Source organism: Alteromonas sp. ABE4_545 (assembly GCF_056161325.1).
In genome coordinates this window covers 1-20,188 of the sequence record NZ_JBSWYY010000044.1, presented here as the reverse complement: position 1 = coordinate 20,188, position 20,188 = coordinate 1, and the positions used below count along the sequence as shown (strand labels likewise).

18 protein-coding genes are annotated in these 20,188 nt (G+C 46.0%); 14 read left to right on the top strand and 4 right to left on the bottom strand.

The genetic code is table 11. The features are described 5' to 3' along the window. Positions 1–156: 156 nt before the first annotated feature. Together dcd and ACXAH6_RS19715 are read right to left on the bottom strand one after the other, a co-directional pair. A complete protein-coding gene (dcd, locus tag ACXAH6_RS19720; protein WP_474879638.1) occupies positions 157–756 on the bottom strand; it encodes a dCTP deaminase in 600 nt (199 codons plus the stop codon). A 53-nt stretch (positions 757–809) separates the two neighbouring features. Continuing rightward, on the bottom strand, positions 810–971 hold the full coding sequence (locus ACXAH6_RS19715; RefSeq protein ID WP_474879636.1) for a hypothetical protein: 162 nt from the start codon (positions 969–971) through the stop codon (positions 810–812). A 33-nt stretch (positions 972–1,004) separates the two neighbouring features. Between ACXAH6_RS19715 and pelA the strand changes: the two genes are divergently transcribed. The 3 genes from pelA to ACXAH6_RS19700 all read left to right on the top strand — a co-directional run bounded on the left by pelA (position 1,005) and on the right by ACXAH6_RS19700 (position 4,343). Next, a complete protein-coding gene (gene pelA, locus ACXAH6_RS19710; protein WP_474879635.1) occupies positions 1,005–2,105 on the top strand; it encodes a pectate lyase in 1,101 nt (366 codons plus the stop codon). A gap of 157 nt (positions 2,106–2,262) precedes the next feature. Next, entirely contained in the window at positions 2,263–3,774 is a 1,512-nt protein-coding gene (locus tag ACXAH6_RS19705) for a PepSY-associated TM helix domain-containing protein (protein WP_474879633.1), read from the top strand. Positions 3,775–4,052: 278 nt separating this feature from the next. Next, the gene (locus ACXAH6_RS19700) at positions 4,053–4,343 is read left to right on the top strand and encodes a DUF3325 domain-containing protein (protein ID WP_474879631.1); all 291 of its coding nucleotides are present in this window, start codon (positions 4,053–4,055) and stop codon (positions 4,341–4,343) included. 17 nt (positions 4,344–4,360) lie between these two features. Here the strand turns inward: ACXAH6_RS19700 and apbC are convergent, their stop codons facing one another. After that, positions 4,361–5,473, bottom strand: a complete 1,113-nt coding sequence (gene apbC / locus ACXAH6_RS19695; RefSeq protein WP_474879630.1) for an iron-sulfur cluster carrier protein ApbC — start codon at positions 5,471–5,473, stop codon at positions 4,361–4,363. Positions 5,474–5,579: 106 nt separating this feature from the next. Between apbC and metG the strand changes: the two genes are divergently transcribed. From metG to ACXAH6_RS19665, 6 genes are all read left to right on the top strand, one after another. Further along, positions 5,580–7,631, top strand: a complete 2,052-nt coding sequence (gene metG, locus ACXAH6_RS19690; protein ID WP_474879628.1) for a methionine--tRNA ligase — start codon at positions 5,580–5,582, stop codon at positions 7,629–7,631. Positions 7,632–7,858: 227 nt separating this feature from the next. Next, positions 7,859–8,443, top strand: a complete 585-nt coding sequence (locus tag ACXAH6_RS19685; protein WP_474879627.1) for a hypothetical protein — start codon at positions 7,859–7,861, stop codon at positions 8,441–8,443. A gap of 3 nt (positions 8,444–8,446) precedes the next feature. Then, positions 8,447–10,009, top strand: coding sequence for a PepSY-associated TM helix domain-containing protein (locus tag ACXAH6_RS19680; RefSeq protein WP_474879625.1), 1,563 nt, complete (start codon positions 8,447–8,449; stop codon positions 10,007–10,009). A gap of 63 nt (positions 10,010–10,072) precedes the next feature. Beyond that, positions 10,073–12,115: a TonB-dependent receptor gene (locus ACXAH6_RS19675; protein WP_474879624.1), complete on the top strand. Its 2,043-nt coding sequence runs from the start codon at positions 10,073–10,075 to the stop codon at positions 12,113–12,115. Between the two features lie 157 nt (positions 12,116–12,272). Continuing rightward, positions 12,273–12,890 (top strand): nicotinamide riboside transporter PnuC, encoded by a 618-nt coding sequence (gene pnuC / locus ACXAH6_RS19670; protein ID WP_474879622.1) that lies wholly within the window; start codon positions 12,273–12,275, stop codon positions 12,888–12,890. Positions 12,891–12,899: 9 nt separating this feature from the next. Next, positions 12,900–13,424, top strand: a complete 525-nt coding sequence (locus ACXAH6_RS19665) for an AAA family ATPase (RefSeq protein ID WP_474879620.1) — start codon at positions 12,900–12,902, stop codon at positions 13,422–13,424. 20 nt (positions 13,425–13,444) lie between these two features. Here ACXAH6_RS19665 and ACXAH6_RS19660 read toward each other — a convergent pair whose 3' ends face one another. Then, positions 13,445–14,182, bottom strand: coding sequence for a methyltransferase domain-containing protein (locus ACXAH6_RS19660; protein WP_474879618.1), 738 nt, complete (start codon positions 14,180–14,182; stop codon positions 13,445–13,447). A gap of 80 nt (positions 14,183–14,262) precedes the next feature. Between ACXAH6_RS19660 and gloB the strand changes: the two genes are divergently transcribed. From gloB to ACXAH6_RS19635, 5 genes are all read left to right on the top strand, one after another. Further along, positions 14,263–15,054: a hydroxyacylglutathione hydrolase gene (gene gloB / locus ACXAH6_RS19655; RefSeq protein ID WP_474879617.1), complete on the top strand. Its 792-nt coding sequence runs from the start codon at positions 14,263–14,265 to the stop codon at positions 15,052–15,054. A gap of 63 nt (positions 15,055–15,117) precedes the next feature. Then, positions 15,118–16,776 (top strand): LysM peptidoglycan-binding domain-containing protein, encoded by a 1,659-nt coding sequence (locus ACXAH6_RS19650; RefSeq protein ID WP_474879615.1) that lies wholly within the window; start codon positions 15,118–15,120, stop codon positions 16,774–16,776. Between the two features lie 3 nt (positions 16,777–16,779). Beyond that, the gene (locus tag ACXAH6_RS19645; RefSeq protein WP_474879613.1) at positions 16,780–17,826 is read left to right on the top strand and encodes an ion transporter; all 1,047 of its coding nucleotides are present in this window, start codon (positions 16,780–16,782) and stop codon (positions 17,824–17,826) included. A gap of 126 nt (positions 17,827–17,952) precedes the next feature. Continuing rightward, positions 17,953–18,168, top strand: a complete 216-nt coding sequence (locus tag ACXAH6_RS19640) for a YgaP family membrane protein (RefSeq protein ID WP_474879611.1) — start codon at positions 17,953–17,955, stop codon at positions 18,166–18,168. 96 nt (positions 18,169–18,264) lie between these two features. Beyond that, positions 18,265–20,082 (top strand): putative bifunctional diguanylate cyclase/phosphodiesterase, encoded by a 1,818-nt coding sequence (locus tag ACXAH6_RS19635; protein ID WP_474879609.1) that lies wholly within the window; start codon positions 18,265–18,267, stop codon positions 20,080–20,082. The last annotated feature ends 106 nt before the right edge of the window (positions 20,083–20,188 follow it).

The window sequence follows — 20,188 nt, the reverse complement described above, 5'->3', positions numbered from 1 at the left end:
TCGTATTGTTGTGGGGATTTTGGGGTTAGCATGGTGAACACTCCGAATTTCACTATGCCTATTAGATCAAAGCCCCAGACTTTCGTCTAGGGCTTTTTCAACAGTCTGAAAGCGGCTATTAAGCCGCTTTCTATGTGGTATTTGAACAACGTTCGGCTATTTATTTTCACTGCCGTCATCAGAACTAATGCGGCTTGCTACAGCGCCGTCTTGGCCTTTATATTTGGCATCGATGCGTGCGTTGTAAGGCTTTTCTGCCGGGCCTGAAAGGGTTTCAAAGCTCAATGCACCAATCTTCATCATTGGCTTAAGCGCTAACGGCAATTTACCCGCATTGATAAATTCTAAAACGATCTTACCAGACCAACCTGGATCAATACGGTGAGCAGTCACGTGTACCATCAACCCCAAGCGCGCCAATGAGGAACGCCCGTCCAACCAGCCAACAATATCAGCCGGTAAGGTTACCGACTCATAAGTGTGTGCCAATGCTAGTTCACCTGGGTGCAAGAAAAAGGCTTTGTCTTCTGGTAGTGCAATTTCATCGCTCATCACTGAATTCAGCGCTTCTTGCACTTCTGCTTTTGGGCCACTCAAATCAATATATGGAGCCGCGTGATCCTGAAACACCCGAAATTTGTTCCCAAGGCGAATATCTACAGTAACTCCAGAAATTTTGTCATAGCCTGGAGTGGGATCAATTTTAATTTTGCCTTCTTGCAAGTACTGATAAATCTCGCGATCAGTTAAGCGCATGGTTACTTCCTATGAAACATTTGGCGGTATTATGGAGCGGTTAGTTAAGGCAATCAATATAAAGCATGGCGAATCCCTTTGATAAATACTTGATTGTCGCATGCCGCATAGGCTTGTGGTTGTCGAACAAGCCTACCGCCTTGTGAGATTTCAGATGTGAAAATTAGTGCTTTTTCGATAAGCAGAGTCGTCATCATGCCTTCATATATGGTCATATGTTCCTTTCCTATGTTGATGCAGGTAAGTCAATGCGACTGTTTGTCATAACCTTAATGCTGCTTGTTAAGCCCGTTTTTGCGAGTTACCAACCTATTCCACTCGATGGTTTTGCAGATGTGATCAAACATTGGAAAGACGCCACCGGTAAGGCTCAATATGCCACCCTCTCGCCACATCAAATAACGAAAATAGCCGACAACATTATTCTCTATCAGCGCCAAAATGGCGGCTGGCCTAAAAATGTCGACCCTTTACGAATACTGCAAGCAACAGAGCGAGAAGCCGTTATATCCGCTTATGACAATAGCGACACGACGTTAGATAACCGCAATACCTACCCACAAATTCGTTATCTGGCTGCGGCATATCAGCAAACCCAACGAGATGACTATAAAAAATCTGCGATCAAAGGCTTACGCTATATTCTGGATAATCAGTATGACAATGGCGGTTGGGCGCACTCGCCGCCGCGCACAGACGGCTACTATGCACATATCACCATTGCCGATGAAGTCATGCCTGGTGTTCTCAGCTTGTTACGAGACATTGTGACTAAGCATCGCGACTTCACCTTTATTAGCGATGCGCTTAGGCTGCGTTGTGCACAGGCATTGGCAACGGGCGATGCTCTATTGCTCAAACTACAGGTAAAACAAAACGGCGTACCGACAATCTGGGCAGGCCAGTACCATGCTGACACCCTCACACCCGCCGCTGGCAGAGCTTATGAATTGCCGTCGCTGATCGTTTGGGAAAGTGTGGCTGTGGTCGATTATTTAATGTCGATTGAACAGCACAGCGCAGAGGTGTCGGCAGCCATTAATCATGCGATTGCTTGGTTTAAACAACATGCGTTTACACAAATTGAAGTACAAGAAGTTGCCATTGAAACAACCCGATTCGATTACCATACCGCGCAATTTGACCGCGTAGTCGTAGCCAATGAAAACGCACCACCGATATGGGCGCGTTTTTATGACCTCAAAAACAACGCACCTATTTTTGCCCGCCGAGACGGTACTCGGGTACGCTCACTTGCCGACGTTGATGCTGATCGTAGAACCGGCTACGATTGGTATGGATATTGGCCACAAAAATTACTTGTAAAACCTGTTGAATCAACACAATAGGTAACTACTCGCACTATTAAATGTCATTCCTCGCAACAATTCTGTGCAACATCCCGATAAATGCAATATGTAATCAAAACCATTATCAATTAGTTTAATTTATCGGTACACTTTGCTCCCTATTCATCTGCACCCTATAAGTATCTGGGTAATCTCTATGTTTTCACGTTTTCGAGACAGCATGAACTGGCTACATACCTGGACCGGATTGGTACTGGGTTGGTTATTATTTGCTGTTTTTGTTACTGGCACGCTGGCGTTTTTTCAATTTGAAATTACGCGCTGGATGCAACCAGAACTCACTCATCCGGCAACGGCAAAAACCGCCATGGCCAATGCGCAGCGCTATTTGATGCAAGAAGCCCCAGACTCGGCACGTTGGTCGATAGGCGTTCCCGGCGCTCGCGACACAGTATCCACTTTGTTCTGGCGCTCCCCCGACGCAGGCGGCCGCGGTTTCAAACGCGCCACATTGGATGGTACAGGGCAAGTATTAGCGGTGCGAGAGACTCGGGGCGGTAATTTTCTCTATCGCTTTCATTTTGATCTTCACTACATGCCAGTGATTTGGGCACGCTGGCTGGTAAGTGTTGCCGCGATGTGCATGCTGATAGCACTGATAACCGGGGTAATAATTCACAAAAAAATATTCAAAGATTTCTTCACCTTTAAACTCGGTACCGACATGCGAAGCTGGCTAGATGCTCATACGTTGTCTTCCGTTCTCGCTGTACCCTTTCATATAATGATCACCTACACAGGCTTGGTAACGCTGATGTTGATGCTATACGGGTGGGCCATCGACACGCAATTTGGCAACCGAGGAGCCTACTTCCAAGCTGTAGAAGCGAGTCAACCGGCCCCCAAAGCCAGCGGTGAAAAAGCGACGCCGGTTGATTTTCAGCAGCTTTTCGACAAAGCTCAAGAACGTTTAAATGGCGCAGAAATTACTTTTGTCAGCGTGCTCAACCCCACCGATAAACTCGGTACTATTGAGTTTATGGAAGTGCCGACTAGTGGGCTGATCTCTTCCTATCGCAAGCTGGTTTATTCCACATCGACTGGAGAATTGTTGTCTACCCGTGATGTACCTTCGGTCGCGGAGCAAACCCGTAGAACGATGATCAATTTACATGCAGGTCGCTTTGCTAACTGGCCTCTGCGTTGGCTGTATTTTCTTTCGGGTATTGTAGGCTCGATTATGGTTGCAACTGGGCTGGTGCTGTGGGCAAAAAAACGTGAGAAAAAGGCACCTCATTTAGGTCACAAACTGGTTGGTGTACTCAACACCGCCGCAATTATGGGGCTGCCTTTTGCCGTCGCGTGTTACTTTTATGCCAACCGACTACTGCCCGCCGTTTTATCCAATCGGGCACAATCAGAAATTGACGTATTTTTTTACGGTTGGGCATTTGTCTTCGTTTTATCATTGCTGCTTCATGTTCATAAACGCTGGTTTTACACAGCTTTGCTTAACGGTGTTGCTTATATCGCCCTGCCACTTGTGAGTGTGTTTACCGTGGCTAAGCACATTGGGAATTATCAATTCCCTGAAGATAACATCGTACTGGCAATGGACATTGGCTTAGTGGTGACGGGCGGCTTGTTTCTATTCCAAGCATTCATGATAAGCCGCAAGGGTCACACTACTCGCGTTGGGAAATCCTAGTTCATGCAACACAGTCAACTCATATGGCGAATACTACTGGCGACAGTCGGTAGTTTTACTTTAGTTTCTTTGCTTTGCGTAACCATAACGCGTGTGTTATTCGTCGTGTTTGGGGTCAATCAAGCCCAAACGTTTATCTGGTGCATGCTTTTGGGGCTGGTTGTGTACGCTTTACTGGTGATGTGGATTTTTGCCACTCGCTCGCTTATTCGCACGAGTGGTATCTTCATCCTAGGCTCTGTTATGTGCTGGCTGTTTATTTATAGTGGAGTCGGCGCATGATCGTACTGTCCTGGGCAATGTGTTTTTTAGCCTTTTGGTGTATTGCGATGAGCATGCCCCGCAACCGCAAATTTTTACTCACACGCATCAACCTAGCGATACCAGACAGCGGGTTTAAATGCATAGGCTTTGCGGCATTAACTGGCGCACTGGTGTTGGCTTGTGGCAATGAAGGTATAGCGGAAGGGATTGTGTATTGGTGTTTTCAAATGACCGTGTGCGCGTTAATGATCGCATTGACTATTTCATACAATCAAAAACGCAGAACACGGAAATACAACCGATAAGCTAACGGTCGCTCACATTAAACGGGGTTAAAGGCAATGGGGTCGCCCTTTATGTGGTTATCCCCTTCTTCACTACTCGGAACATTGAGTGCCAATGCCATCGACACATCGCGGGCAATCTCTCGATAGGTGTCGGCCAGCGCCGATTCGGGTTGGCTAATTGCCAGCGGTATGCCGCCGTCGGCCGATTCGCGGATCTCAGCGGTTAACGGTAACGCGCCTAACAAGGGTAATTGATAACGCTCAGACAACTTCTGCCCACCGTGTTGAGAAAAAATATAGTCTTTGTGGCCACACTCGCTACACTGATAAAAACTCATGTTTTCGATCAGTCCCAAAATCGGCACATCAACCTTGTTAAACATGGCAATGCCCTTTTGCGCATCAGCGAGCGCTAAGTCTTGGGGCGTGGTTACAATAACGGCGGCGCTTAGCGGCACTTGCTGTGACATGGTTAACTGAATGTCTCCAGTACCAGGAGGCATATCCACAATTAAGTAATCCAACACTGGCCAATCGGTCTCATGCAAGATTTGATTTAACGCCCGACTTGCCATCGGCCCGCGCCATATTGCCGCATCTTCAGAAGACACCAAGTAACCGATAGAGTTTGCCACAATGCCGTGAGCCGCTAATGGCTGCATATGCTTGTTGTCATGGCTAACTGGGCGTTCCCCTGCATTGCCCAACATAATGGGCACCGACGGCCCATAAATATCTGCATCGAGAATGCCGACTTTAGCGCCTTCTTGCATTAGCGCGAGTGCTAAATTCACGCTAGTTGCAGACTTACCTACCCCTCCTTTCCCCGACGCCACGGCAATAATATTGCGAATGTTTTTTACTTTTGGCACTTTGGCGTCACTCGGTGTGACGGCGGCTTTCACTTTTTGAGTGATGCGAAGACTAAAGCCATTGAATTTGGCGTCGTGTAAAGCACCTTCTAGTGTATCCTGTAACCACGACAGTTGGGTCGCCATCACAAAAGGCAGGGTAACCAGCAGCTCTTTGCCAGTGTTCGACACCCAGTCCTGCGTATCTGCGGTATCAAGTGCAAATAATTCGCTTAATGTGGCAGCAATGTGCTTTTGTGCACCGGCTTCTGGCTTGGCTTTTTGCGAAAAAAACATCAATCACCTGAGTATTTGTGAGTTTTATAAATTACGTAATGCAAAAATGGCGCATTTCAGCTAGTATTTGCAGCCATTTTTAAACCTAAGAAACGATTTAGTCGCTATGTCTGAACAAACGCAGTCTACTTCTGCCGCGCCGCGTCGCATTTTGGTGACCAGCGCTTTGCCATATGCCAATGGTTCAATCCATTTAGGGCACTTGCTAGAGCATATCCAAACCGATATCTGGACTCGCTTCCAGCGTCTTCGTGGCAACGAATGCTACAGTGTGTGTGCCGATGATGCACACGGAACGCCTGTGATGTTAAAAGCACAGGAACTCGGCATTACTCCAGAAGAAATGGTGGCGCAAACGCGCGCTGAACACCATCAAGATCTGCAAGATTTTCACGTTCAGTACGACAACTATTATGTGACTCACTCGCCAGAAAACAAGGCGTTGTGTGAGGAAATCTATAACAAGCTTGATGCCGCAGGTTACATTAGCAAGCGTACCATCAACCAGTTATACGACCCACAAAAAGAAATGTTCTTGCCCGACCGTTTCGTCAAGGGCACCTGCCCTAGCTGTAAAGCCGAAGATCAAAACGGCGACAGCTGCGATGTATGTGGTGCAACGTATAGCCCAACGGAAGTCATTGCCCCTCGCAGTGTGGTATCAGGCGCTACGCCAGTATTGAAAGAGTCTGAGCACTTTTTCTTCGACTTACCGCAATTTGAAGGTATGCTCAAAGAATGGATACGCTCTGGTGCCTTGCAGTCAGAAATGGCTAACAAGCTTCAAGAATGGTTCTCTGAAGGTTTGCAGCAGTGGGACATCAGCCGCGACGCGCCTTACTTCGGTTTTGAAATTCCCGGTGCGCCGAACAAGTTCTTCTATGTTTGGGTAGATGCGCCTGTTGGTTACATGGCGAGTTTTAAAAACTTCTGTGACAGTAATGGCGTAGATTTCGACCCATTCTGGCAAGAAGGTACCGACACCGAGCTGTATCACTTCATCGGTAAAGACATCACATATTTCCACTGTTTGTTCTGGCCAGCCATGCTGGAAGGCGCGGGTTTCCGTAAGCCTACGGGCGTGAATATTCACGGCTTTGTTACTGTAAACGGTGCAAAAATGTCTAAATCACGCGGGACTTTTATTAAAGGCCGTACCTATTTAGACCACTTAAACCCAGAGTATTTACGTTATTACTTTGCGTCAAAACTCAGTGACGGCGTGACCGATATCGACCTTAACTTTGCTGACTTTGCACAAAAAGTTAATTCGGATTTGGTAGGAAAAGTTGTCAACATCGCCAGCCGTTGTGCCAGCTTCATCACCAAGCGCTTTGACGGAAAATTGTCGGCCACTGTTTTAGATGAAGCCTTGATCAGCGAATTCCACGCTGCAAGCGATACCATTGCACAGCATTTTGAAAGCCGTCGTTATCACCAAGCCATTCGCGAAATTATGGCGTTGGCTGACAAAGCAAACCAGTTTATCGACGCCAACGCCCCTTGGGTCACCATTAAAGAAGAAGGCAAAGAAGCCTTTACTCATGATGTGTGCTCAATGGGTATCAATATGTTCCGCATTTTGATGGCCTATTTGAAACCGGTATTACCGGTATTGGCTGAGAAGTCAGAAGCCTTCTTAAACGACACGCTATCGTGGGAAAGCACCAAAACTGTACTCACTAACCACCCTATTGAGAAATTTAAAGCGCTCATGCAGCGCGTAGACATGGAAAAAATTGACGCTATGGTAGAAGCATCAAAAGAAAGCTTGGCGCCTGCAGCACCAGCAATCGACCCAGACAGCCCATTGGCAAAAGATCCTATCAGCGACACCATCAGCTTTGATGACTTCGCGAAAATCGACTTGCGTATCGCACGTATTGCCGAAGCCGATCACGTAGAAGGGGCTGACAAGTTGTTGCGTCTGCAACTAGACCTGGGCGGTGAAACCAAGCAAGTATTTGCGGGTATCAAATCAGCTTACAAACCTGAAGATTTAGTGGGTAAGCACACCGTAATGGTGGCTAACCTTGCACCGCGTAAAATGCGTTTTGGCTTGTCTGAAGGCATGGTATTAGCCGCTGGTCCTGGTGGTTCAGACCTTTACATTCTAGAGCCTAACGAAGGCGCTAAACCGGGTATGCGTGTAAAATAATTAACCCGCACCAAGTTATAATTTGAAAGGAGCCAATCGGCTCCTTTTTTATTTTTTGCCTGCCCTTTTTCGCAACAGACATATTTTTGCATCTATCGGTAAAAATATTGACCTGAATCTACAAATGCGAATGATCATCATTTCCTTTCACTCAGCAACTCCTGTATATTAGAAACGCTTATCATAGCCCCTAGAAAAAATGTGGTTACTTCTTAAAAGGAAATCGGATGATCATATTCTTGTCAGCAGTGTTGGTAGCACTTGCTACAGTTTTCTTCTATCTGAGTTGTCCAAATCAGCAATGGACACAAAAAAAACAGTTTAGCTTTACATTCGGCACCAGCATCTCGCTTCTGTTATGCGTTGTCGCCGGCATTATTCTCAGCCAACGGTTCTCTGCAATATCATCGGTGTTTACTGTCATCACACTGTTTATGTTGTTGATGAGTACAGCCCCACTATTCACCCGTTTTGCAGCGCCTTTGACCAACGCAAAAAAAGTAAAACCGTCGCTCACCCGTGACGAAAACTACAAAAATCATCGACCTCAATGGGTATTAAAAACCACAGGTGCCGTTATTTTGAGTTTCCCTTTAGCTGTACTCTTCATGGGCATCATAGGTTATATACTCGGCAATAGCGTTGCACTCGATGTTCGCTCTCAGTTAGTAATGTGGTTCATTGTGCCATTGTGGCTCATCCCCCTCGCCCTGATTTATTTATCAAAAGCGCCTTTCCGCCTGTTTGCAGTATTGGTGTCATTAAATATCGCCATTTATTTCATCCTTGATCATCTCAATAGCGGAATATAACAAATGCGTTTAGAGTCATTTAAAGATTACCAGCAAGTTCACATCTGGACTGGCATTTTATCCGGCCTATTGTTATTCATCTGCTTTGTTGCGGGTGCATTCACTATGTTTAAAGGCCCGCTCAACCAGTGGGCACTTCAACCAGAAACCACCCTACCTGCGATCAAATATGAACAATACGACACGCTAATTGAAAAAGTACTCACGCAGCACCCCGAAGCGAGTGAGGCCATGACGGTCTATTTGCCTAATGCCATGCCTAATCACGCCCCGTTGCAATGGGTTATTGAAGACGAAGCCACCCACGCTACCACAATTTGGCAAGCGAGCTTAGACGCCAATAACGCACTCATTAGCCAACAAGTATCTATTTCTGCTATTGGCGAATTTATTGACCATTTACACCGTACCGCAGGCATTCCCGGCGGTGACGACCACGATGCCTTTGGCATCTTCGTTATGGGGTTTGTGTGTATTTTATACTTTGTCGCCATTATTTCCGGCTTGATTATATTCTTGCCCACGTGGTTTAAAGACTTGTTCGCATTGAGGAAATCTAAAGACAACCGCCGATTCTGGGTCGATTTTCACAATATTCTGGGCATAAGCGCCCTGCCCTTTCACATTGTGATTGCGGTAACCACTATTGTCTTTGCTTATCATGATGTGCTCTATGGTGCTATGCAGCAATTGGTGTACAAAGACCAACCCATGTTTAATCGCGCACCGCCAACGAACATAGAGCGCAGTATCGACAATTTGGTCAGTGTAGACGCGTTACAACAAGCCATTCATAAAATGGAGCCTAACTTTGATATTGCAGAATTGCGCTATGCGCGGTTAGGAACACCACGCTCAACTGTACTAGTCGGTGGAGTGATGGAGGGTGAATGGGTACGTGGACCTGAATATGCATTTTGGGTGAGTGACCCTTACACGGCTTCTTCAGGCTATACCGCAATGTTACCGAGCGTATCAGGCGGCGCGGGGAAAATCGTCAACGGCTTTTTCACCTTACACTTTGGTGGCTTTGGTGGCACGTTTATTCATTGGGTTTATTTTTTCTTGGGCTTGTCGGGCGCCCTGCTGTTTTTCTCTGGTAACGTGATTTGGATAGAGTCTCGACGCAAAAAACTCAATGCGAACAATAGCCCGATTGAGCAGCGCCGTTCAGTAAAAATACTGGCTAAGCTCACAACCGGAGTGTCGTTAGGCACACTAGTCGGGTTAGCTTTGTCGTTATTGGCAGTAAAGTGCCTGCCCCATACGCAAATAGACATCGCGTATTGGCAAACCACCAGCTATTACATCGGCTTTTTACTTTGCGTGGGTGCGGCGTTTCTTCAACGACCGGTTACCAGCGCGATACAGCAACTGCTGCTACTCGTACTACTTCTTTTGTTAATTGCAGCAGCATCACTGGCCGAATTAAGCGCAAGCATCACTCCCTCTATCGATATCACTGTTGCCTTAGTCAGTGGCTTACTTGCACTGGTTTTCGCACTGGTGGTCAAACGTTTGCTCAGGCGCAAAACCACAATGCTGAATGACGGCGTGTGGTACTGAATAACAATAATAATCTGTTTAATGGACGTTCAATACACTTAACTGGATAAAGAGAATCTCAACATGAGTAAGAATGTGAATAAAATCGCATTGGCAATCTCTATGGCAATGGCTTCAGCAACCTCTGTATATGCGCAAGAGGCAACGCAAGAACCCGACGGTATTGAAGACATCGAAAAAGTGGTGGTCGTCGGTGAGAAAACCGAGCGTAGCTTAAAAGAAACCACGTCATCAATTGCCGTAATTGCCGAAGAAGACATCAGCAGCATGCGTTATAAATCGATTCACGACGCCGTGTCTGAAATCCCTAACATTGTTGCCATTTCGGGTTTAGTCCCCGATATTCGTGGTGTGTCGGGCAACGGTTCTGCTGGAGGTTTCAATTCGATTTCTGGTGGCGCTAAAGCACGCGTAACAACGATTGTTGACGGCGTTGCTATTCCGTTTGTAGCCGACTTATCCGGTGACACCGGCCTATGGGACATACAACAAGTTGAAGTATATCGCGGCCCTCAGTCGACCAGTAACGGTAGAAACAGCATGGCTGGCGCGATTTACATAAAAACCAATGACCCCACCGATGAATGGGAAGGCAAAGTGCGCTTGGGTTATCGCAACCAAGACAGCTACCTCAATTATGCTGGTGTTGTGTCTGGTCCCTTGTCTGATGATGTGGCGTTTCGCTTGAGCGTACAACGCGTTGATGGCGACACAATTACCAACGGCGAAGGGTATGCCGACAACCCACCTGATTACGATATTGATGCCATCGAGACAACCAAAGTTAACGGTAAACTTCTGTGGACACCTTCTGACGATTTAAGTATTAAATTAACCCACGATTACAACAATGAAAAAGGTGATGCAGGCCGCGTTTACTATCAAGCCGATGACCTTTCTCAATATAACCGTTTGTTTTATCGTAATATTGAAACCGAAGCCTCCACAACGAGCGTCATCGCCGATTACACCATTAACGATGCCTTATCCCTCGACGTCATTGTAGCTACGATGGATTATGAATGGGGCTTTAACACCTATCAAGAAGACCCTGCTGCAACACAATTTTTGACTTTTGATGAGTCAAACTTCACGTTTGATGCAAAACTAAATATTGGCCAAAGTAACGACACGTTCAGTGGATTTATTGGGCTAGCCTACTTTGAACGCGAACACGACGTGATCAGCACAGGAGCCACTGTTTACGACGGCGACGACGAAAGTGATTCAATGGCTATCTATGGTGAAATGACCTACGCCGTACGCGATGACTTCAACATTATTGTTGGTGCACGTGTTGAACGTGAATCGCAATTACGCCATTTTGTGTACGGTGCCATCGACTCTACGCTAGACAACGACACCAACATCTTCTTACCTAAATTGGTGTTGCAGTACGACGTTACTCAAGATACCACCCTAGCACTAAGCGCACGCAAAGGTTACAACGCCGCCGGTGGTGCACTGAACTTTGCCGCACAGGAATACTACTATTTCGACTCTGAAGAAGTCATGACGTACGAATTCAGTAGCCGTACTAGCTTTGACGACAACAAAGGCTTTTTGCAAGCTAACGTGTTTTACAACGACTATGACGGGTATCAAGCGCTAAGCTCTACGCGCTTTATTGTAAACATGGACAAGGTTGTCACGTATGGCGCAGAATTAGCCGTAAACTGGATGGCAACAGAAGACCTAGAACTCAATGCAGGTTTGGGTTTACTTGAAACCGAAATTAAAGACGCTGCTGAAGAGTATCCTGATGCAGATGGCAACGAACTCAACTCTGCGCCAAAAATAACCGCTAACTTGGGTCTGAAGTATTGGATCACAGACGGCTTCAATGTGGGTGTTGCGGCTAACTATGTTGATGAATACTACGGTGACTTTACCAACACACCTACCCGTGTGGCAGGCGATTATTCACTGGTGCGCTTGTTCGCAAGTTATGAAACAGAAAACTGGTTAATTTCAGGCTTTGTTAATAACGCCTTAGACGAAGAAGCCTTCACAGCAGTTGAACCTGCGAGTGGGCGATACCCCACGGGTTATGTCGCGATTGTAGACCCTCGTAATGTGGGTGTGTCGGTTACCTATTCGTTCTAATGCAATGAGAGCGAAACAAGGATAAACACCAAAGGAGCCTGATGGCTCCTTTGATTTATCTTAGTCATGGTATATTCGGTGTGCTTTCGCTTGCACTCAACTAACTAATCAGTATGCTTGGCTACACTCATTCTGATAACCCGCTATTCATTACTGCATGTCTTTTCAAGAATTTATCACTGGTTTCTTAGGTGCGAGTACGATTGAGATTATTGCCTCTGTATCTGGTTTTGCTTGCCTTTATTTACTAATTAAACGCAATATTTGGTGTTGGTTTTTCGGCTTTATTCAAGTCTCTTTGTACACCTCAATTTTCTATCACGCCAAACTTTATTCCGACATGGGGTTGCACGTCGTTTACGTTGTGTTGCAACTCTATGGGTGGTGGAATTGGCGCAAAAATAACGACGCCAACAACGAACTTGTGGTAGAGCAAGGCACACACACAGCTTTTTTACTTTGGTGGGTTGTGACACTCGTAACAGCAGCTGCACTGGGGTTAACCATGGCAACCTACACAGATGCCAGTTTTGCCTATTTAGATGCGTTTACCACCTGCACTTCTCTTGTCGCACAGTTTCTGCTTACGCGCCGTTTTTGGTACAATTGGATTTTCTGGATCATCGTCGACATTGTGGCGGTGTATGTGTACTTACAAAAAGGCCTGTATCCAACCGCCACCTTGTATGTCACCTTCTTGATCATGTGTTTCTTCGGTTTGTACCAATGGTTACAACAAGCGAAAAAACAAACGATTTCTCCCATTCAAGCATAAGAGATTAGATTGTTGAGTAGTATTAAACGCGTTGTCTTTTTAGGCGCACCCAGTACCGGTAAAACCACAATTGCGGAACTTACCGCCGAGCGTTATGAAACGGCATTCGTTGCCGAGTACGGCCGAGAGTATTGGCTCAAGCATCAGCAAAACCGTTTGTTGACTCAAGAGCAATTACTGCACATTGCAGAAGAGCAAATTCGCCAAGAAGACGAAGCGATTAAGCATGCTAACCGATATCTCATTGTCGATACCAATGCGCTTACAACCTGGCACTTTGCTCAAGATTATTACGGCTGCGCGCACCCCAAACTAGACCAGCTCGCCGATGAGAGTAAAGCGCGTTTTGATATTGTGTTTTTGTGTAAGGACGACATTCCTTTTGAAGATACGTGGGAACGCAGTGGCAACGTAAAACGAAAAGAATTCCAAGCATTTATCACCGAGCAACTGCACCAGCGAGAAATTGCCTACACGGTATTGTCGGGCAGCATCGAAGCCCGGTTTGAACAGGTCAAAGCAGTATTAAAATAAGTGTGACAACCGGGAAGCGGCTATTTGGTCGATTCCCGCATACTGGCGCCCACGGGAGAAAATCGGGGCTTGAGCTTCCATTTGGGCTTAACTGTGGTCATTGGGAAGGTGCGTTTTCTGGCTAATATCACATACATGGAACTGCACCACGGACAGTGACGACTTAACCAATCTCGGACTTTATTCGGAAGCTGTAGTTTGCCGGTGAAAAACAGCATAGAGAACATCAAGTGCCGCTGTTCGATAATTTCGTACCCCAGTAACTGCAACCAGTCTCTCACTCTACCGGCAGGGAAAAACCGTGCATCGTGCAATATGTTGTCCCGTTTGATCGGTAAGTATTTCCCCAGCCCCGTCAAACTATAAGGGTTAAAGCCAGAAATGATCACGTAGCCGCTACCTGTAATGGTGCGGTCAACTTCGCGAAGAATTTCATGAGGGTCTTGGGCAAAGTCGAGTTCATTGGCTAATAAAAAGCCATCCACACTGTTCTCAACAAAGGGTAATACGTGTGAGTCAGCAACTAAGTCTGCTTTCGGATTAAGGGTTTTACACTGATGAATATGGTGTTTTACTGCACAATGCGGCAGGGCAATTTGACTACTTAAATTGCCAAGCTTAACGAAATGATAGCCAAATACGCGCTGGCTGAGTTCGTCACACACCGATTGCGTTGCCGCTTGAATGAGTTCTCCGGCAGGTAATTCTTGCCACACCCGAGGATAACGCGGCGGCCTCAATTTAAACGCAGACTTCATATTTCTGTGACAATACCTATGGTTGCGAAGCGCTGGACAAGTTTTTATAGTATCTCATAACTCTATCAATAGGCCAGATTATGAACGAGAGTCGATTACCAGAGCAAGTAAAGTTAACCCCCATTCCGGCATTTACCGACAACTACATCTGGTGTCTGCACAATGATACCCACGCCGTAGTTGTCGACCCGGGGGACGCCGCTCCGGTACAACAATTCTGCGCACAGCATCAGTTGTCTTTGGCTGCTATTTTAATTACCCACCATCACCATGATCACACTGGCGGCATTGCCGCACTAACGGCTGCAAATAGTGATTTACCCGTTATCGGCTCCCGTGGTGGGCATATACAAGGGCTGACTAAAACGGTCACCGAAGGTGACAGTGTGGCGCTCCCTGTTATTGATTGTGATTTTACGGTGTTAACCCTCGCCGGACACACGTTAGATCACATCGGCTTTTTCGGTCACAAGGTGCTGTTTTGTGGCGATACCTTGTTTTCTGCAGGCTGTGGTCGATTATTTGAAGGGTCGCCCGAACAAATGTATCAAGCACTGACTAAGTTATCGCGTTTACCCGCCACCACCCAAGTATGCTGCGCTCATGAATATACCCTAGCCAACCTCAAGTTTGCTTTAACCGTTGAACCAGAAAACACCGCATTGCAGGCATACAAAGACTGGGCTGAAGTACAGCGCCAACAAGGGTTGCCCACCTTACCGTCTGATATTCATACACAAAATGAAATTAATCCGTTTTTGCGTTGTCATAAGGAATCGGTAAAAGAATCGGTGAATCAATACCATAAACAAACTTTAACCCGTACTGTCGACACCTTTGCGGGGTTGAGAAAATGGAAAGATGAGTTCTGATGCAAAAGTCATCAGTTTTCAGTAGAATATCGCGTTTGCGCTAAAGACAAGAAAGGTGGCCGAATGAAGCTTCGCCGAACGACACTGTGTGTTGCACTGTGTCTGCTAACTGGGTTGAGCGGTTGTCAAATGCTCCCCGACGACGACTCTGCTTTGATAGAAAGCAACCAACAACACAACGCGGCTTGCGAAGTCGCCAACACCGAAGTGGCCAATCCTGAAGATTGCGAAATAGCCAATGACGGTGTAATTGAAGTTATGCACCCTTCAGAAGAAGTGGCTGTAGACTTAGATACCCAAGAGCCTGAACCCGTTGTGATCGACAACGTGTGGGACCGTGCTCGCAACCAATTTAGTTTTGAGATCCCCGACGATAAACGCGTAACACTACAACGCGACTGGTATCTGAAACACCCCGAATATATGGCACGAGTGACACGCCGCGCCAAACCCTTTTTATATTACATCGTAAACGAAATTGAAAAGCGCGATATGCCGCTTGAATTGGTACTCTTACCAATCGTGGAAAGTGCGTTTGATCCCTTCGCCTATTCTCATGGCCGTGCCGCCGGTATGTGGCAATTTATCCCCGGCACAGCAAAGCGTTTCGGTTTAGCGCAGACCTGGTGGTACGACGGTCGCCGCGATGTTATTGCCTCTACACAAGGTGCACTAGACTACCTCGAATATCTGAATAAAATGTTTGATGGCAACTGGTTACATGCCCTGGCAGCATATAACAGTGGTGAAGGCCGAGTTGGCCGCGCCATAAAGCGCAACGCCAAAAACAACAAATCGACCGAATTCTGGGCGCTTGACCTTCCTAAAGAAACCCGCGCTTATGTACCCAAATTGTTGGCACTGGCCGATATTTTGAAAAACAAAGAGCTGTACGAGTTTAACTGGCCTTCTGTTGACAACGCTCCTGTCATTGGAGAAGTAGATATAGGCTCGCAGGTAGACCTTGCCTTTGCTGCAGACTTAGCCGGCATGGAGCTTAAAGCTTTACATGCGTTAAACCCTGGCTTTAACCGCTGGGCGACCGATCCAAACGGCCCCCACCGCTTGATTTTGCCCATCGACAAAGTAGAAGCCTTCTCCACAGAGCTTGCTAATATCGACCGCAACGACCGTTTAAACTGGGTTCGCCATAAGGTAAAAAGCGGTGACAGCTTATTAAAAATTGCCCATCAGTATCACACCACCACAGATATCATCAAACAAGTGAATGATATGAAAGGTGACATGATCCGCATCGGCGATTTTGTTATGGTACCGGTAGCGCTAAAAAGCCTAGATGCATACTCACTGTCTGCTGACCAGCGCTTGGCGAAAACCCAGAAAAAACAACACGGTTCATACCAACTCACCCATAAAATAAAAAGCGGTGATACCTTTTGGGATTTAAGCCGTAAGTACAAGGTCACCACTCGCGACTTAGCCAAATGGAATGGCATGGCCCCAACCGACCCTCTCATGCCAGGTAAAGACTTAGTAGTGTGGGTAAACCAGGTCAGTGATGAGCAAAAACGCGATGCCATTATGCGCTCACTTACTTACACAGTGCGCAATGGCGACTCACTATCTCGCATCGCCAGCAAATTTAACGTGCGTACCAGTGATATTAGTAAGTGGAACAACTTAAACCCTAAACGTTACTTACAGCCGGGTCAGAAACTGAAGCTTTATGTGGATGTAACCCGACTACCAAATATGGGGTAAAGCATGCAGGGCATTAACCGGGAAAATCTGCGCAAAAGTCACGAAGGCCCCTGGTTATTGCTCGACCTCACCATGTTGGGTATTTTACTACTCAACTTGGTGTGGTTAGTGTTTGATGCGCTCTACGCTACACATTTTGTCTACGAACAACTTTATCTAGCTGCTCCTCTTTTAGCTAACGCCTACGAACCGATTCACAATAACTTTTTGCTCGTAGATTTAGTCTTTATCGCGATATTTCTTACCGAGTTCTTCTTTCGCTGGTTTATCGCCGTGCGACGAAAAGAACACCTGCGTTGGTACTTTTTTCCGTTTTTGCATTGGTACGATTTAGTTGGCTGCATTCCCCTTGGAGCCACCAGAATTTTTCGATTTTTGCGGATACTCTCCATTTTATACCGCTTGCACAAATACCAAATTATTGACCTAAACCAAACTGCGGTATTTCGGTTCTTCGCATTCTACTACGATGTGTTTGTGGAAGAACTCAGTGACCGCATTGTGGTAAAAGTACTGAGTGATGCTCAAAAAGACATTTCAGCCGGCTCGCCACTTATTGATGACATTGTGCAAGATGTATTATTGCCACGCCGCCCTGTACTCACACAATGGGTATCCGGTGTGTTAAACCATATAGGGCAATCCATTAGTGACAGCGAACACGGCGATGTGATACGCCAGCATGTTAAGCACTCTGTGGGCAAAGCAGTGAGAGAAAACAACCAGGTTTCTACCCTCTCCTATCTGCCTGTGGTAGGCAAAACCATTGAGTCGACACTCGAACAAGCCGTAACCGATATCGTTACCGCGTCGGTGATCAATTTATTGTCAGACATTAAGGCGGAAAACATCGAGACTTTTGTACGCCAAGGGCTTACCGGGTACGATGCCGAAGACCAAAAACTCGATAAAGAAATGCTGTCTGTGGTGAATGAATGCATCGAACATTTAAAACGCCATGTTGGTCAACAACGTTGGAAAACTCACCTTACCTCTCGCCAACAAAACCCAGCAGAAGATATACCTGACACAAAAAAGCCGGTTGAATAATACTTGGTATATAGCCTTAAGTATAAAAACCCGTCTCGTTGCTACTTTATCAGTTTCAAATTTCTTGCGTAAAGAAACGTAAGACGCTATTTTTTCACTATAAAAATAACGACAAAGAGACAGACAATGGCAATTCATTCAAACTTAAATCTACTTGACCGTTCTTTAAGAGGGTTAATCGGCATTGGTGTAACCGGCTTTGCACTATTCAACGGCGATGTGATAGACGATGTATTCATTGAAATACTGTTAGGGATATTTGGTGCACTAAATTTAATCTCGTTGCTATCTGGTTGGTGCCCTGTTTACCACGTAGCAGGTATTAGCACACGAAAATCATAAACCTGCTATAGGTTCTTAATTTTGCAACAATTGACACTCATTAAACGCGACTCCTCTGTGCGCCCGAGGCTCATTGTCGCGTGCCTGATTGTTTCCGTGCTCATTTCTATTATATACGTGACGGTCTCCTACCGCTTAACGGCTGACGTGAGTTTGCAAACCGAACTCAAATCGATGAGTAAAATCGTTAAATTGGTTCATCACGAATTAACAACGCAAAACATAAGTACTGAAACGCCAAATTTAGTCATGGCCAATTTATTGTTGGATTCCGACGATGTGACCGCGTACTTTTTTCAAATCACTCGTGATGATAGTCGATGGAAAAAAGCACACAATATCGATGACCACACACAATCCGCGTTACTTGACGCCATCGCGCGTGAAGAGAATGAACAACATCTGGTTGAAGTGAATAACGATAGCTTTTTGTGGCAACAATTCACGCTTCAGCAATACACATTTACCTATATTAAAAAAACAACCACATTAGACCTCACGCGATCTTATGTAGCCAAGCGCCTGCTCATTACCTCTATTTTAGTTTTTTGGATCTCAGTGTGGTTAGCTCTAACCTTATCTTCACTAATCGCGAAACGCGCTCAAGAAATCAATGACGCTTTGGCTAAAATAGCGACCCACGATGCACTGACAGGGTTACCTAACCGATTGTTTCTCATGGAAGAGTTAGAAGAGTCGTTACCGAATGAAGACAACAAAGGCAAAAGTAGTCAGGGAAGTCTATTTGTTATTGATTTAGACAAATTCAAGGAAGTGAACGATTCATTTGGTCATTCTGCTGGAGATACACTCCTCAAAGAAATATCTCTGCGACTGCTAGAGGTAGTGCTACCACCCAATCGGCTTATGCGGATTGGCGGTGACGAATTTGTAATATGGGCGCCTAACCAAACAATTAATGAAGCCGAAAAGCTGGCTGATGCATTGGTTAACGTTTGTGATTCCCCTATTTTAATTAATGGTCTTGCTATTAACACAGGTGCCAGTATTGGTATTGCTCACTACCCTACTCATACATCCGACCCAGAAACACTGATCGTGTGTGCTGATACGGCGATGTATAAAGCCAAAGAGCAAAGAAGTGGCTGGCAGTTATATGACCAAACTACCATTACCGACTACAAGCGCAATTTGCAATTGCGGGCAGAACTAAATGAGGCGATGTCTCAAAAACAGGTAGTGCTGCACTATCAACCAAAGGTCGAGCTTAACACTGGGGATGTCATCGGCGTCGAAGGCCTTTGTCGCTGGGAGCACCCAAAACTAGGGCTTGTGTCACCGGGGCATTTTATTGATCTGATTGAAGACAGTGGAAAAGTTCAGGAGTTTGGGCGATACATTTTAGACACCGCCTTTGAACAAGCATCAAGCTGGTTACAACAAAATATCCGCTTACCGATTGCCGTAAATTTATCGCCCTATAACCTGCTAGACCCAGGTCTCGTGGAGTTTATCAGTTCGAGACTGCAGCATTATCAAATCCCACCAAGCTGTATAGAAATTGAGCTGACCGAAAATGAAACTTGTCTTAATATCAAACACATCAAGTCTGTACTACTCGACCTCCACGAATTGGGCGTTTCCCTTGCTATAGATGACTTTGGTACTGGCATGAGTTCCTTAGCTTATCTGGCGCAGTTAAATGTGGATGTATTGAAGATCGACCGCGTATTTATCCATGATATTGAAGACAATAGCGGCCACCGCTCTATCGTCTCTTCTGCAATTACTCTGTCTCAATCTTTTGGCTGTAAGGTTGTGGCTGAAGGTGTGGAGACCAAGTCTCAAGCGGCGCTTTTAACTCAAATGGGATGCCCATACGCGCAAGGTTATCTATTCGCAAAACCAATGGAAATAGCTGACTTAGCAAAATGGTTACAGCAAAACGCATAGATTCCCCCGGGCATGCCCGGGGTTCTATCGGTTACAGCTCCATTCGGAGCTGATCTGAATCCTTCCGACCTTGATGCTCAACGTAGTTCCGTATTGTGTGCTCGTC

Coding starts and splice junctions, on each gene's coding strand:
- pnuC (WP_474879622.1), top strand. CDS start 12,273: ATGTCTTTTCAAGAATTTATCACTGGTTTCTTAGGTGCGAGTACGATT.
- pelA (WP_474879635.1), top strand. CDS start 1,005: ATGCGACTGTTTGTCATAACCTTAATGCTGCTTGTTAAGCCCGTTTTT.
- metG (WP_474879628.1), top strand. CDS start 5,580: ATGTCTGAACAAACGCAGTCTACTTCTGCCGCGCCGCGTCGCATTTTG.
- apbC (WP_474879630.1), bottom strand. CDS start 5,473: ATGTTTTTTTCGCAAAAAGCCAAGCCAGAAGCCGGTGCACAAAAGCAC.
- ACXAH6_RS19640 (WP_474879611.1), top strand. CDS start 17,953: ATGGCAATTCATTCAAACTTAAATCTACTTGACCGTTCTTTAAGAGGG.
- dcd (WP_474879638.1), bottom strand. CDS start 756: ATGCGCTTAACTGATCGCGAGATTTATCAGTACTTGCAAGAAGGCAAA.
- ACXAH6_RS19685 (WP_474879627.1), top strand. CDS start 7,859: ATGATCATATTCTTGTCAGCAGTGTTGGTAGCACTTGCTACAGTTTTC.
- ACXAH6_RS19645 (WP_474879613.1), top strand. CDS start 16,780: ATGCAGGGCATTAACCGGGAAAATCTGCGCAAAAGTCACGAAGGCCCC.
- ACXAH6_RS19660 (WP_474879618.1), bottom strand. CDS start 14,182: ATGAAGTCTGCGTTTAAATTGAGGCCGCCGCGTTATCCTCGGGTGTGG.
- ACXAH6_RS19675 (WP_474879624.1), top strand. CDS start 10,073: ATGAGTAAGAATGTGAATAAAATCGCATTGGCAATCTCTATGGCAATG.
- ACXAH6_RS19715 (WP_474879636.1), bottom strand. CDS start 971: ATGACCATATATGAAGGCATGATGACGACTCTGCTTATCGAAAAAGCA.
- ACXAH6_RS19705 (WP_474879633.1), top strand. CDS start 2,263: ATGTTTTCACGTTTTCGAGACAGCATGAACTGGCTACATACCTGGACC.
- ACXAH6_RS19650 (WP_474879615.1), top strand. CDS start 15,118: ATGAAGCTTCGCCGAACGACACTGTGTGTTGCACTGTGTCTGCTAACT.
- ACXAH6_RS19680 (WP_474879625.1), top strand. CDS start 8,447: ATGCGTTTAGAGTCATTTAAAGATTACCAGCAAGTTCACATCTGGACT.
- gloB (WP_474879617.1), top strand. CDS start 14,263: ATGAACGAGAGTCGATTACCAGAGCAAGTAAAGTTAACCCCCATTCCG.
- ACXAH6_RS19700 (WP_474879631.1), top strand. CDS start 4,053: ATGATCGTACTGTCCTGGGCAATGTGTTTTTTAGCCTTTTGGTGTATT.